Annotated in this window: 10 protein-coding genes and 2 pseudogenes; 4 read left to right on the forward strand and 8 right to left on the reverse strand. The window is 57.8% G+C overall.

Translation table 11 applies throughout. The annotated features are described in order from the left end of the window. Nucleotides 1–21: 21 nt before the first annotated feature. The 5 genes from JK176_RS03595 to JK176_RS03615 are packed head-to-tail and all read right to left on the reverse strand — an operon-like array spanning nt 22 to nt 6,196. Complete coding sequence (locus tag JK176_RS03595; protein WP_153431349.1) at nt 22–786, reverse strand: LamB/YcsF family protein; 765 nt, start codon at nt 784–786, stop codon at nt 22–24. 34 nt (nt 787–820) lie between these two features. Next, nucleotides 821–1,792, reverse strand: coding sequence for a biotin-dependent carboxyltransferase family protein (locus JK176_RS03600; RefSeq protein WP_211586441.1), 972 nt, complete (start codon nt 1,790–1,792; stop codon nt 821–823). Next, nucleotides 1,789–2,430, reverse strand: a complete 642-nt coding sequence (pxpB, locus tag JK176_RS03605; RefSeq protein ID WP_194268964.1) for a 5-oxoprolinase subunit PxpB — start codon at nt 2,428–2,430, stop codon at nt 1,789–1,791. Before pxpB ends, JK176_RS03600 begins: the two co-directional genes overlap by 4 nt. Then, nucleotides 2,427–3,668: an MFS transporter gene (locus JK176_RS03610; RefSeq protein WP_211586442.1), complete on the reverse strand. Its 1,242-nt coding sequence runs from the start codon at nt 3,666–3,668 to the stop codon at nt 2,427–2,429. Before JK176_RS03610 ends, pxpB begins: the two co-directional genes overlap by 4 nt. Nucleotides 3,669–3,694: 26 nt before the next feature. Then, entirely contained in the window at nt 3,695–6,196 is a 2,502-nt protein-coding gene (locus JK176_RS03615; protein WP_211586443.1) for a TonB-dependent receptor domain-containing protein, read from the reverse strand. A gap of 265 nt (nt 6,197–6,461) precedes the next feature. Between JK176_RS03615 and JK176_RS03620 the strand changes: the two genes are divergently transcribed. After that, on the forward strand, nt 6,462–7,340 hold the full coding sequence (locus JK176_RS03620) for a LysR family transcriptional regulator (protein WP_211586444.1): 879 nt from the start codon (nt 6,462–6,464) through the stop codon (nt 7,338–7,340). A gap of 22 nt (nt 7,341–7,362) precedes the next feature. On the opposite strand, the gene JK176_RS03625 is transcribed toward JK176_RS03620, so the two are convergent. Together JK176_RS03625 and JK176_RS03630 are read right to left on the reverse strand one after the other, a co-directional pair. Continuing rightward, on the reverse strand, nt 7,363–8,691 hold the full coding sequence (locus tag JK176_RS03625) for a CapA family protein (RefSeq protein ID WP_211586445.1): 1,329 nt from the start codon (nt 8,689–8,691) through the stop codon (nt 7,363–7,365). Between the two features lie 181 nt (nt 8,692–8,872). Next, nucleotides 8,873–9,748: a LysR family transcriptional regulator gene (locus JK176_RS03630; protein WP_194268961.1), complete on the reverse strand. Its 876-nt coding sequence runs from the start codon at nt 9,746–9,748 to the stop codon at nt 8,873–8,875. Nucleotides 9,749–9,901: 153 nt separating this feature from the next. Between JK176_RS03630 and JK176_RS03635 the strand changes: the two genes are divergently transcribed. The 3 genes and pseudogenes from JK176_RS03635 to JK176_RS14945 form a co-directional block, all read left to right on the forward strand. Next, a complete protein-coding gene (locus JK176_RS03635; protein ID WP_211586447.1) occupies nt 9,902–10,330 on the forward strand; it encodes a VOC family protein in 429 nt (142 codons plus the stop codon). Nucleotides 10,331–10,373: 43 nt separating this feature from the next. After that, nucleotides 10,374–11,642, forward strand: a complete 1,269-nt coding sequence (locus JK176_RS03640; RefSeq protein WP_349291897.1) for a Zn-dependent hydrolase — start codon at nt 10,374–10,376, stop codon at nt 11,640–11,642. 37 nt (nt 11,643–11,679) lie between these two features. Beyond that, nucleotides 11,680–12,073 (forward strand): annotated as a pseudogene (locus tag JK176_RS14945) (IS5/IS1182 family transposase); the annotation flags it as partial. On the opposite strand, the pseudogene JK176_RS14950 reads toward JK176_RS14945, so the two are convergent. Beyond that, nucleotides 12,067–12,598 (reverse strand): annotated as a pseudogene (locus JK176_RS14950) (IS5 family transposase); the annotation flags it as partial. The pseudogenes JK176_RS14945 and JK176_RS14950 sit on opposite strands and share 7 nt — an antisense overlap. Nucleotides 12,599–12,947 lie beyond the last annotated feature (349 nt).

The raw sequence follows: 12,947 nt of genomic DNA on the forward strand, positions 1-12,947 counted from the left end.
CGATTGGCTTTCCGGTCTGCTTCAGGTCAGGGCGCGCAACGTGATGCCCGCGGCTTCGAAGCCCGCGCGGACCTTGCGGGCGACGTCCACGGATTCCGCGTTGTCCCCATGCACGCAGATCGTATCAATGCGGGTCGGCAGCATTTTGCCGGAGATGGTTTCGATGGCGCCGGCCTGCACCATCCGCACGGCGCGGGCGGCCGCGAAATCGGCATCATGCAGGACCGCACCCGGTTCCTTGCGCGAGACGAGATGTCCGTCTTCGGTATAGGCGCGGTCGGCGAAGATTTCCGAGAACACGGTCAGGCCCCGCTCGCGTCCGATACGGTCCAGATGGCTCAGAGCGATGGCCATGATGGGGAGGTTTGGATCGACCGCCTTAACCGCATTGACGATGGCTTCGGCAACGGCGGGATCGCGTTCGGTCAGGTTGCCCAGCGCGCCATGAGTTTTCATATAGGTCATGCGGTGACCGGAATAGGTGGCGAGGGCCTGTGCCGCGCCCATCTGATAGGCCACGATCCGTTCGATCTGTGCGGGGGTGAAGGGCATGACGCGGCGTCCGAAGCCCCACAGGTCCGGGAAGCCGGGATGGGAGCCGACGGAGACGCCTTTTTCGCGTGCGATGCGGAAGGTCTCGGCCATGACTTCCGGGTCGCCGCCGTGAAAGCCGCAGGCGACGTTGGCGGAGGTCACGATGTCCAGCATCGCGCTGTCATTGCCCATTGTGTAATGGCCGAAGCTCTCGCCCAGATCGGCGTTCAGGTCGATGGTTTTGGCGGTCATGGTTTGGAACTCCCGGACATGAAATAACAGGGCATCAGAAAACGAGCTGTGTGCGGAGTGTGGCAATTTCGGTGGCAAGGCGCTTCAGATCCGCAGCTTCCTGCCGGATGATCTGCACTGCGTCATCGCGCGTGATGGTTTCGAAATGGACGGGCGCGCCGACGACTGTCTGGGACAGCAGGCGCAGGTCGGGTGCAATGACGGTGGCGATCTTGGGATAGCCGCCGCAGGTGTTGGCATCCATCATCTGGATGATCGGCTGGCCCGCAGGCGGCACCTGAACGGTTCCGGGCAGGATGCCGTGAGAAAACAGGTTGAGCGGGTGCGAGAGTTTCAGGGCGTCCCGCCCTTCCAGCCGATAGCCCATGCGGTTTGCGCTGGGGGTCAGGGTCCAGGATGCGGCGTGGAAGGTTTTCAGGCTTTCGGGCGTGAAGACGTCGTGTTCGGCTGCGGGCAGGACGCGGATCCGGGTGCCGTCTGCGGAGGGAAGCGGGCAGGCGCGCGCGAGGCCATAGCCTGCGGCGGGCAGACGGAGCGTGGAGGCCGGGAGGCAGGAGAGGCGGTCGCCTTTCTGGAGGGCGCGTCCTTCAAGGCCACCGAAGCCGCCTTTGAGATCCGTCGAACGCGCGCCCAGAACCGGGGGCACGTCCAGACCGCCCCGGAGCGTCAGATAGGCGCGTGCGCCCTGTTCCGGCGTGCGGAGCGTCAGGGTCTGGCCTGGCCTGGCGGTGATGGCCCAGTCGCGCGGGAGTTTCAGGTCGTCGAGCGTGGCGGGGCAGGCGGCACCAGTGATGGCAAATGACGTCTCGGCCTGAAAGCGCACGCGGAAGGGGAAAAACACGATCTCGATTCCGGCAGCATCCAACGAATTGCCGAGCAGCAGGTTGCCGTGACTCAGGGCCAGACGGTCCATCGCGCCGCCTTGCGCCACGCCCATGGCCATGGCGTGAGGGCGTCCGAAATCCTGAATGGTGTTGAGGGAGGAGCCGGTCAGGATTTCGATCATGAGGCCCTCACAAAACGGACGGTGTCGCCCAGCCGCAGTAGGCCGGGCTCGGGACGGAAGGCGTCGAACAGGCACAGATCCGTCCGGCCGAGGATATGCCAGCCGGATGGCGAGGTGCAGGGCATCATGCCTGCGTGGCCGCCGCCGATGACCACAGCCCCTTCCTCCACTCTCAAACGCGGGGAGTCGCGGCGGGGGATGGCCAGACGCGGGTCCAGTCCGGTCAGGTACACGAAACCCGCCATGGCGCCGATGGCGGCGACGCTGTAGCGACCGGCCATGTGGGCGTCGATGGTTTCCTCTTCCGTCAGGTTGGCGAAGCGGGCGACGAGCGCCAGATCTTCGCCGAACGCGCCGCCATAGACGACCGGCACCACGATCTCGCGGGACGGCACCTCTTCGGCGGAGGCCTGTGTCCAGACGGTCCGGAGCAGCTCTTCCATGACGGAAGGGTCAGTCTGTACGGCGTCGAACGTGACGAGAAGGTTGTTGACGCCGGGGATTGTCTGGAGGACGTCAGGCCGGGTGTTCAGTTCGCGGCTGGTGGCCCAGATGCGGCGCTGTGTTGTGTCACTGAACGGCCCGTCGGCGGCGTCCAGCAGGAGGCCGCCCGCGCCTGCCATGTGAATACGGGTCATGCAGTCTGATCCGGCTGGGAGCGGCCATGGAACGGCCGCCGGGGAAGGAGAGCTGCGGCTAGCGCGCCGCACAGGATGATGATGCCTGTGATGTAGAAAACGCCGTGGAAATTACCGGTGGCCTGAAGCAGATATCCCGTCATGACCGGGGCCAGAATGCCGAGGCCGTTGGAGAAGGTCAGGGTCAGGCCGGTCACGGAGCCGAGGATTTCGTCTTCCACAAGTAGGTCCGCCAGAAGGGCCATGTTGGCGCCCGTTCCGCCTGCCATGAAGGCCATGGAGACGGCGAGGAGCGGAATGATGGTCGCGGCCGTTCCGCAGAGCGGCAGAAATCCCATGGAGGAGGCCAGTATGAGATACAGACACACGACCTTGCGGCGTCCTCCCAGAGAAAGGTTTGATCCACGAACGAGCGTTTCGCCAACCTTTCCTGCCGTGATCGAGAGGATGGCCGCGCCGACATAGCAATAGGCCGTATAGGCGCCGGACTGTTCGGTGCCGAGATGCAAGGTCTGGCGCATGATGATCGGTAGCCAAGACATCAGCAGGAAGTTGGCATAATTGGCGCAGCACTGCGCGATTACGATGCCCCAGAATGCCGAAGAGCGGAACAGGGTCGGCACCGAGATCAGGGAAAAGGACGTTGCCTGTGTGCCGCGTGCGGGGCGCGGATGGGTCAGGAGCCAGACCACGGACCAGACCAGCCCGAGCGCGCCGAGCAGCGAAAACGCCGGGCGCCAGCCGTAATGGGCAATCAGCCACCCGCCGGAGGCGGCACCGCAGGCCAGCCCGATGGGGATGCCGCAGATGAAGGCGGTCATCATCAGCCCACGTTCGTGCAGCGGCGCCCAGGCCCGGACGACCTTGTTGCCGAGTGCGAAAGTGGGGGCTTCTCCAACGCCCAGCAGGATGCGGGTGGCGATGAAGGCGGGAACGGTGGCGGTCAGGCTGCCGAGGATCATGGCGAGCGACCACAGGGCCACGGCGGCCGCACCGATGATCCGGACACCGAAGCGGTCCAGAAGGATCGCGCTGGGCAGGTTCAGGATGAAGTAGGACCAGAGGAAGCTGGAGAGGACCCAGCCTGTCTCCCCCGGTGTGAGTGCGAATTCATGGGCGATCTGGGGTATGCCTACGGACAGGGCGGCCCGGTCTCCGTAGCAGATCACGCACATGGCGATGGTGAGGGCGTATATGACGAACCGGAAAGGCCGGCGATCTTTCGGAACTGTCTGCAAGAAACTGCGCCTCTTTCCGTTCGTGTTCAGAATGTCAGGCCGGTCTGGATATAGTACATGCCACCGTTGAAGCCGTAAGGTGAGTAATAGGCATATTTGTATTCGTTGAAGAGCGGTGCTGCGGTCGCCTTGGGAACGCGGGTCGGATATTTGTTGCCCAGGTTGTTCGCGCCGACCGTGACGCTCCATTTTGGCAGGATCTTGTAGCTGACGGACATGTTGGTCAGGAAAGCCGGGCGCTGTTCCATCGGAGCCGCCGTGGGGCTGGCGAGGAAGATAATGGAGCCGTAGCGCTGTTCCTGCACCATGACGTTCCACTTGCCGTAATTCCAGTTGACCGTGAGGTTTTCGCGGTTCTTCGGCGCGGAGTGCAGAAGCATTTCTTCGGCATAGGTGTTGAACGTGGACAGGCCCATGTTCGCCAGCACAGTGGGTGTCTTGTTGCGGCTGCGGATTTCGTTGTCGGAGTAGTTGAATGTGAAGTCGAAGCGGAATGTTCCGGCGCGTTTGGTGTGCAGGGTGTAGTTAGTGTCGATGTCACCGCCATAGGTCTGGGTATTGACGGGGTTTGTGTAATAGGAGGCGTAGGTGACGTTGTTCAGGCCAGACGCTTCGAGAATATCGGCCACACCCGCGCCGCCGAGGGTCGTGGTGCTGGCCAGACGGTCGTTGATGGCGATGTAATACAGGTTTGCGGTGACGTTCCAGTCCTTGAGGGGCGTGGCGTCGATGCCGATGCTATAGTTGCGGGAATATTCGCCCTTGATATGGCCTGCGCCGAGCGCCCTTGCGGCGGCGCTGCTGTTGGGGAGCTGGTCCACGGCGTAGTTGGCGAAGGGGGCGTTATAGAAATAATAGGTCTGACCCAGTGTTGGCGGGCGGTAACCGGTGTTGATGCTGGCGCGGATGGCCCAGTGTTTGTTGAAGTTGTAGCGTGTTCCGATCGAACCGGTCGTGACGGTAGCGAGATGGTTGTAGCTCGTGGCGCGGCCACCGAGGGACCATTCCCATTTTTTCGTAACGTAGAAATCGAGGTTGACGTTGCCGTCGTAGATGTCGCGTCCGCGATTGGTGACGGCGAGCGGGACGTTACCGGCATGGTCGGTTGCGCCGAGGCCGATCCATGAGGCTTCCTCGCCTTCTGTCATCTGGAAGGTGTCACGGCGATATTCGCCGCCAAAGCGTAGGGCAATCGGTTTGGGGAGCCATGACGTGTTGAAGAAGCGCGAGCCTCGTATGCCGGTCGAAAGCTCTGAAGTGATGGTTTTGCCGTCATAAAAATCGCGCGGGCTGGCATCGCCGAGAGACATGTTGTTGCTGTCGAGGGTCGAATAGGCCTGATCGTCACGACCGTAATTGACGTAGGCGTCCCAGGCGAAGCCGAATTTATGCGCCTTGATGCCGTTGTCTGTTTCGAAATCGTATTGATCCATGCCAATATAGGGCTGTGCGCCATTGGGCCAGAGATTGATATTGGTCAGGCTGTTCCCAGCACTTCGGTAGGTTTCGGCCACATGGGCCTTACGATGGCTGAAGGTCGAGGTGCTGTAGAGGCTGAGGTTTTCGTTCAGCGGGATCGCCATGTTTTCGCTGATGGTTTCCAGCGTCGATTTCGGGATGCCGAGGCCGCGCTGCACATCACGACTGGCTGTTTCGTTGCGGGAATCCCCGACCGGATAGAGTTGTCCGACGAAAAGGCCGCTGCGGTTAGTCGGAAGCTGGTGAGTAACCTGCGCCGCCAGATCGAGATAGCCACCGTTTTTGCCAAGTGCCGTGGCCCAATCCGCATAACCGTTCAGCGCCTGCCCGTCACCGGCGTAAAAGCCGCTGTTTTGGAAATTGATGGACCCGCCATGGGTGCGCTGCTTGAGAACGATGTTGACCGCACCTGCAAGAGCGTCCTGACCATAGAGTGCGGTGGCACCTTCGGTAATGACTTCGATATGATCGATTGCTGAAATCGGGATCAGGGAAATGTCGGTGGGTTCGGTGCCCCAGTTCGGGCCGGCATTGGCGTTGAAATTTGCACCGATATGGCGGCGGTGTCCGTTGACGAGAATCAGCGTATCGTCGGCGGACTGGCCGCGAAGCTGCATGGTCTGGATGAAGCCGCTGTTTCCGACGCCGGATTGTGGCGGAGACGTAATGGAAGCCGAGGCTTGGGCGAGGGCCTGCATGACGTTTGTCTGGCCGGTGGCCAGAAGCTGGCTGCCGGATACTACCGTAACCTGTGTGGTACTGTGAACCGGGGTGGAGGGATTCATCACGGATTGGCCGGTAGAGGCCGTCCCGGTGACGCGCATCTCTTCTGGACCCGACCTTGAAATGATGGATGTTCTGCGAGAGGAGGGCCTTGCAGAAGTGGTAGTGGCGGCCCGTGCAGGCGAGGTTGTGACCCGTTTGTGCGTGGAATGTGTCTGCGTCGTCACTCTGGTGGACGTGGCCTGGGCGGTTGGACAGAGCGAAACGAGCGAGCTCAAGGCAGCGCTACACATCAGGAAAGCCTTGGGTCCAAAACACTTGCTCATGGGCATCCCCTTTGCCAGCCGATGTTGGCTGACCATTCGAAATATATGCTTTTCATGAACAAATCACACACATAACGAAACGACAACTAAAATGTTTTTATTAAGGAACAAACTCTCTTTTTCTGCCGCTTTCCTAGGCGAATCTGATTGATTTGACCGAGCACCTGAGGCTGAGGCCTGTTTGACGAAAAGACAGCATCGCTTGAACGGACAAAAAAAATGAGTAAAAACTGAAACAAGAGAAAATTTTTTTGTCTGTCGAGTCGTGATTCCCGAACTCAGAACATTTGTTGTTGCTGCCCGGACCGAGAGTTTTGCCGCGACAGCCAAGGCGATCGGGGTGACGCAGTCGGCAATCAGTGCTCAGATTCGTCGGCTTGAAGAAGAGTTTGGCTATGATCTTTTTGAGCGCACAGGCAGGTCGGTAACTCTGACGGCAGCGGGGAGTCGCATCTTATGTCAGGTCGAAGATATCCTCTCGGCCTTTGAGGCGCTTCGGGGGGCGTCGCGCCTCAAGCCAGAAACCGAACTGTTGCGGGTGGGCGCTATTTCAACTGCTCAGACCAGCTTGCTTGCCCCCGCTATTGCGGGATTGCATCTTGAGCTTCCGGATCTGAAAGTACGGATTGTTCCAGGGACTTCCATGATTTTGCTGGATCGTCTGGATGCGGGAGAGCTGGATGCTGCGCTGATCGTCCGGCCACCTTTTGGGTTGATGCCATACATGCAGTGGCATCCTGTCGTGCAACAGGACTATGTCATGGTCGTCGCTGCTCATGTCGAAGGCGCAGACTGGCGACAGATCCTCGAAGGGCAGCCTTTTATTCGCTATGATAGTCGTTCTTTTGGGGGGCGTACGCTGGATCGATTTCTCAGGACGCAGGGGCTTTCTCCCCATGAGGTCATCGAGACTGAAGATCTTCACACCATTCTGCAGATGGTCGCCAATAATATGGGGTGTTCGATTGTTCCCTATATCTTTGCGGTTAGTGTTGTGCCGAATATCCGTATCTTACCTCTGGGAGACCAGAAGATCGTGCGGGATGTCGGTGTGATGACCTTACGCGGCCGAATGACGGAGGGCTGCAAGGCTCTGATCCGGTATCTGGAAGAGGCATCCCGCAGCAATATGCCTCCTCAGTAGTTTCGGATGTTATGAAGAGCCTTCAGGCTGTCGCACGCCATAGAAGGAGCGGCGCATTATCGGTTCCTGCTTGTTGGAAGTCGGTGCCGAAAGACCCGGATAGAGTGGCAAATGTTTCCAGAATGTTTCGCCCTTCCTCGCCGTAGGCCAGAGAGGGTACTCCGCGTCTGTGAGCAGCCAAGCCCAGACCGAGTGTGATCGGATGGATTTCGAGACTTTCGAGCTTTCCGTTCTGATAAGTGCAGATCGGCATGATAGTCTCCCAGAAACGTTTTTCGGCGGGGAAACCTTTTGCATCGTTGTTGCTGCGAGCTTTGTAAAGCTGATGAGGTGTTAGCTCCGGACTTACGCGGTTCGCCACATAGGATTCGACTGGGAGGCGCTCCACGAGTTCATTCTGTCCGATGAAATTACCCAGACTGTAAAAGATCGGTTTGCCGTTATGGATTTCGAGACCCCGCAACAGATGTGGTCCGTGACAGGCAACGATATCCGCACCGGCGTCGATCGCCTGACGGGCGGCTGTTACGAGAAAATCAGCCGGAATTTCTACGTCGAGTTCCCCATCGGCGTTGTAGCCGCTTTCATGCGCATGGATACTCAGGATGACCGTATCGGAAACCATCCGTGCTTCTGCGATCCAGCGATGCAGGGCTTGCGTGTCCGTCGGGTTGGGGGTGGTGCTAACTTTCGTTTCCTGACTGACCTGAAAATTTAGGTTTTCAAAGGCAAGAACCCCGTCGGGGGTAGGAAAGGCGAAGCCAAGCTGGATTTTGTCGTCCTTGACCCGTTGTAATCCGAGCTTCCTGTAGATCTCCCTCAGGGAGGTCATATCATCGGCGGAAACGTGGTGCATCGTGTTGTAGCGTAGCGGATTGATGCCGGGACGTCCCTGCATCGCGCTCGTCTGCATGGCTGCTTCCTGCCCTCTGGCGAAGGTGGAGGTGCAGGACAGCATGGAGACCGTACCTGCAGGATGCGTAAAATATGTAGGGCGTCTGGCATCTTCCAGATGCAGGCCGATCCCGGCATGATGCAGGTTTCGGCGGTTGAGTTCGTCCAGCGTCTTGCGCAGGCCGGAGATGCTGTAATCTAGCGAGTGGTTTGTTGCCGCTGCAAAAAGGTCGAAACCGGCCTCTTTCAGGTCATTCAGAACCCGGGATGAGGCGCCAAAATGCGTGCCGCCCATATCAAGGGCTGGATCACCCACGAAATCGTTCGGTACCAGTTCGAGATTGGTGAACGAAACATCGCAGGCGCGGATCATGTCGAAAAGGGGCGACAGTCCGGGGTCAGTGCGGCTGTTGAGTTGCCGAAAGAGAATACTGTCACCCGTCAGGCAAATCTTCATCAGGCGGTCCGGAACATCAGTTGAAAAATTGATGCTTTGGGAAAAGCATTTCTGTTCCGGTATGGTTATCGAAGATGCATGAGGTGTCCAGTTTCAGGACGCTCTTTACGGCGATGGTTTTCCTATCTTCACGATATGGGAAAACCGGGCTTCTCACGGAGCCGGGCAGCTCTGGCGGCTCTTACGACGTGGTCAGAGGTTTCTGAAGGATTTCGAGGAGGCGGTTGAACAGGCTGAGACGCGGTGAGTTCCGCTGAACCAGAAAGCCCAGATTTCGGCAGGGAGCCGGGGCCGGGAGCGGGATTTTTTTTAGATGGACGCCTGCGGGCCAGGGACGGGCCCAGTCAGGGACCAGCGACACGCCCGTTCCCTGACTGACAATAATGGCAATGGCGTCCAATGAGTCGAGTTCAAGACGTTCATGGGGCCATATCCCTGATTTTCGGAGATATTCGTCAGCAAGGCGGCCACCCCACTGCATCCGGTCATAGCGGATCAGGGGATGATTCCGGAGAATTTCGTGGGGGTCTGTTTCCTGAAGAGCTTCCGGGGCCAGGACGACCAGAGGCTCGGACCGCAGGGTCTGCCAGACTAGTGTTTTTGGAATTTCAAAAGGGGGCTCCACGATGAAGGCAGCGTCGATATTTCCTTCCAGAACCGCGTTATGCAGCCCGGATGAAGAGCCTGGAGTAATATGCAGCTCGATTTCGGGGAAACATTCGAAAAAACGTTTCAGATAAGGGGGGAGGAGGCCATTCGCCGCACTTGATATCGCGCCGATCCTCAGGGTCCCGACAGGCTTGTCACTCGCAGCAATGGCGCAGAGATCCCGGACGCTCGTGACGATCGCCCGGCTCTGTTCGATGATGGCTAGCCCTTGTTCCGTAGGACGGACGTTCCGCCCATCACGCTGGACAATCGGACAGCCTATTTCGTCTTCGAGCGCGCGGATCCGTTGGGCAACGCTGGCAGGGGTAAGACGGAGCTGACGTGCTGCACCCGCAAGCGAACCCTGTTCGATAACGATCAGGAAACTTTCGAGGAAGCGTGTGTCCATGAGTAGGTCTCCGAAGGGTCTGTCAGGGTAGCGTAACGTAGCGAAAGAGATCAGACATCGGATTTACCTTCTTCTGAAGTCATATATTCGCACGATTGTTACGCCGACGAATATGATATCAGCGGATTTTTCCAGAAAAGTCATGGTGCAGTCATGGTTAATCCGTTTCATCTCGCATTCCCGGTCGACGACCTTGCAGCCGCCCGGACCTTTTACGGAACTGTTCTCGGGTGTGCAGAGGGGCGGAGTACGGAAGCCTGGATCGATTTCGATCTTTATGGACATCAAATCGTTACGCACCTGGTTCCTGATGCCTGTCGGGGTGGGAGTGAAGGTGGAAGGGGGGCCGTGGACGGTCATAACGTGCCTATCCCGCATTTCGGCGTTGTTCTTGACATGGAAGACTGGAAGGTTCTGGCGGAGCGTGTTCGCGGTCATGGCATTTCTTTTGGAATGGAGCCACAGATCCGTTTTGCGGGGCTGCCGGGCGAGCAGGCGACGATGTTTTTCTGCGATCCCGCAGGAAATGCGTTGGAATTCAAAGCTTTCGCCAACATGAAACAACTTTTCGCCAAGCAGTAAAGGGTTGCCTATGTTCTGTTCTAGTCAACCCGAGACAAACAGCGTGACCGCGCCTGTGGTGGATGTCGATCTCGGACATCATCTTTTCAGTCGTTTGTATGAGATCGGTTTTGACGGCCGTGGCATGACGCGACCGTCTTACGGAAGGGAAGAAAATCTCGCCCATGACCTGTTCATGGAGGTGGCAGGGCAATACGGATTGGAGGTGCGTCGTGATTGGGCTTCCAATCTTTACTTGACGCTTCCCGGCCGTGACCGGACCCTTCCTGTCGTCATGACGGGGTCGCATCTCGATACTGTTCCATGTGGCGGAAATTTTGATGGGGCGGCGGGTGCAGTGGCTGGTCTTCTCGTGCTCAGTGCCTGGGTCAAAGCGGCTTTTCGGCCGGAACGGGACACGACACTGATCGTGACACGTGCAGAAGAAAGCGTCTGGTTTCCTTTGTCCTATCTGGGAAGCCGAACGGCTTTCGGGCTGCTTGAGCCTTCTGCGCTCGAAACTCCGCGAAGCGACGATGGTCTAAGCCTGAGGCATCACATGCAGGACTGTGGTGCCAGTCCCGACCTGTGCGGAAAAGCATCGGTTCTGGATACCGCGAAAATCGACTGTTTTGTCGAACTGCATATCGAACAGGGGCCTGTTCTACTGGAAGCGGATGTTCCGGTGGGGATTGTGACCGGAATTTGCGGGAGCACGCGGTATCGCTCGGCTGCTATTCATGGTCAATATGCCCATTCCGGGGCGACGCCGCGTCGTTTCCGTTCAGACGCCGTGATGGCCGGGGCCAGCATGATGACTGCTCTGCACGAGGCCTGGAAACAGGCGGAAACTGACGGAGAAGAGATGACTCTGACGTTTGGCGTCTGCCGGACCGACGAGGCGCAAGCGAATTTTGCGGCGGTTCCCGGGAAGCTGGATCTCGTGATTGATATCCGTTCCCGGGACGAAGCGCTTCTTGAGCGGATCAACGGGTTGGTTATTCAACAGGCGCGTCGTGTTGAACAGGATTATCACGTCCGTGTGGAGCTTGGGCCGAGGACCTGTAGTACACCTGCCGTCATGAATGCAGATTTGCAGGCGGACGCAAGAATTCTTGCAACCTCGCTGAACATTCCCTTTGTTTCGATGTCAAGCGGTGCCGGGCATGATGCGGCGATATTTGCCTTGCAAAACGTCCCGACGGGAATGCTCTTTGTGCGCAATAGCAACGGAAGTCATAATCCAGACGAAAGCATGGAGATGGATGACTTCATGGAGGGGGTCCGTCTGCTGGAATGCCTTCTGCGCAGGCGGGCAGTATCTGTGTCCTGAATCCTTTGAGGGCCTGCATTCAGGATTGTATGGAGGTGCCAAAACGATTTGGCTGTTTCGCGAGTGTCTGATCCAGGCGGGTGCTATTGAAAGGCTGTGTGATCGTTTTGATAATACGCTGCGCGACGCGGGTTATCTGCCAATGTCCGGCCATATCTTGGATGTAGTACTGGTAACCGCTCCCAGGCCGCGCAATATGAACGCTGAAAAAGCAGATTTCCGGGTAAAACGTGTTCCCGAAGACTGGCAGGCCAAGCGCAAAGCTGTCTCATAAAGATCGCCATGCAAGCTGGACGCTGAAGTTTACCAAAGCGAAGCGGCAGGATGACGGGACTATCCCTACAACAGATCTCGTCATCCCGTTCTTTGGATACAAATTCCACGTCTCCATTGACCGGAAGTCCCGGTTCATCCGGAAATGGAAGACGACGGGTGTGATCTGCCGTTCTTCAAGCTTTTCAATAAGCGGATCAGCATCATACGCCTTGTCGGCGATAAAGGCTTTGGGATCGATTTCATCGAGGAGAGGTTCTGCTTCAGTGGTGTCGGCTCTCGCCTTTGCGTCAGCGAAAGAGCCATGGCCTTGCCCGCAGCATCGACAATGGCATGGATTTTCGTGGTTAGTCCGCCACGGGATCGTCCGATGATCTGATCGTCGCCCCTTTTTTATGGGCGCCCGCACTATGCTGGTGAGCCTGCACAATCGGGCTGTCAATCATCATGTATTCATTGGCTCGATCATCGGCGAGCAGATGGTGGAAAATCCGTTCAATCACGCTGCTTTCGCACCAGCGACGCAGTCGTTTGTGAACATTCTTCCAGTCCCCGAACTACACTGGCAGGTCATGCCACGGAATGGCGGCGCGGTAACGATATAAAACTGCTTCCACAAACAGCCGGTTATCCGCAGATGTCCCGCCGACATGACCTTCCCGACCCGGGAGAAGATCCTTTATCTGCTCTCACTGATCATCGCTCAGACCATACCGGCACATCCACACATCTCCAAAAAACGGAGAAAAATATCAAAGATCAGATGAAAACAGGCCTTATGGCATCGTAAGCTAAATGACGACACGCCTTAAGAAGCTGACGTAAGACCTTGCACACGCCGTAGATGCAGAAATGCTCCGAGGAAACCGCAGAATTTCCGGCTTCAACGTAGCATTATGCTATTTCTAGACTGATCTTCGTCTTTGATCGCGCGTCGTCTGCGCAACTGCTCATAGTAGGCTGATAGGTTGATCTGTAGTCTTAGAAAAAACGCTGGCCCGCTTATCGCTCTCGACCTTCGCCTTCTTGACC

The sequence above is a fragment of the Gluconobacter sp. Dm-73 genome (assembly GCF_018256215.1).
In the GTDB taxonomy this organism is placed as follows: Bacteria; Pseudomonadota; Alphaproteobacteria; order Acetobacterales; family Acetobacteraceae; genus Gluconobacter; species Gluconobacter cadivus.

What these genes read in the sequence shown, in the direction of transcription:
- JK176_RS03595 (WP_153431349.1), bottom strand. Translation starts at nt 786, where the DNA reads ATGACCGCCAAAACCATCGACCTGAACGCCGATCTGGGCGAGAGCTTC.
- JK176_RS03600 (WP_211586441.1), bottom strand. Translation starts at nt 1,792, where the DNA reads ATGATCGAAATCCTGACCGGCTCCTCCCTCAACACCATTCAGGATTTC.
- pxpB (WP_194268964.1), bottom strand. Translation starts at nt 2,430, where the DNA reads ATGACCCGTATTCACATGGCAGGCGCGGGCGGCCTCCTGCTGGACGCC.
- JK176_RS03615 (WP_211586443.1), bottom strand. Translation starts at nt 6,196, where the DNA reads ATGAGCAAGTGTTTTGGACCCAAGGCTTTCCTGATGTGTAGCGCTGCC.
- JK176_RS03625 (WP_211586445.1), bottom strand. Translation starts at nt 8,691, where the DNA reads ATGAAGATTTGCCTGACGGGTGACAGTATTCTCTTTCGGCAACTCAAC.
- JK176_RS03630 (WP_194268961.1), bottom strand. Translation starts at nt 9,748, where the DNA reads ATGGACACACGCTTCCTCGAAAGTTTCCTGATCGTTATCGAACAGGGT.
- JK176_RS03635 (WP_211586447.1), top strand. Translation starts at nt 9,902, where the DNA reads ATGGTTAATCCGTTTCATCTCGCATTCCCGGTCGACGACCTTGCAGCC.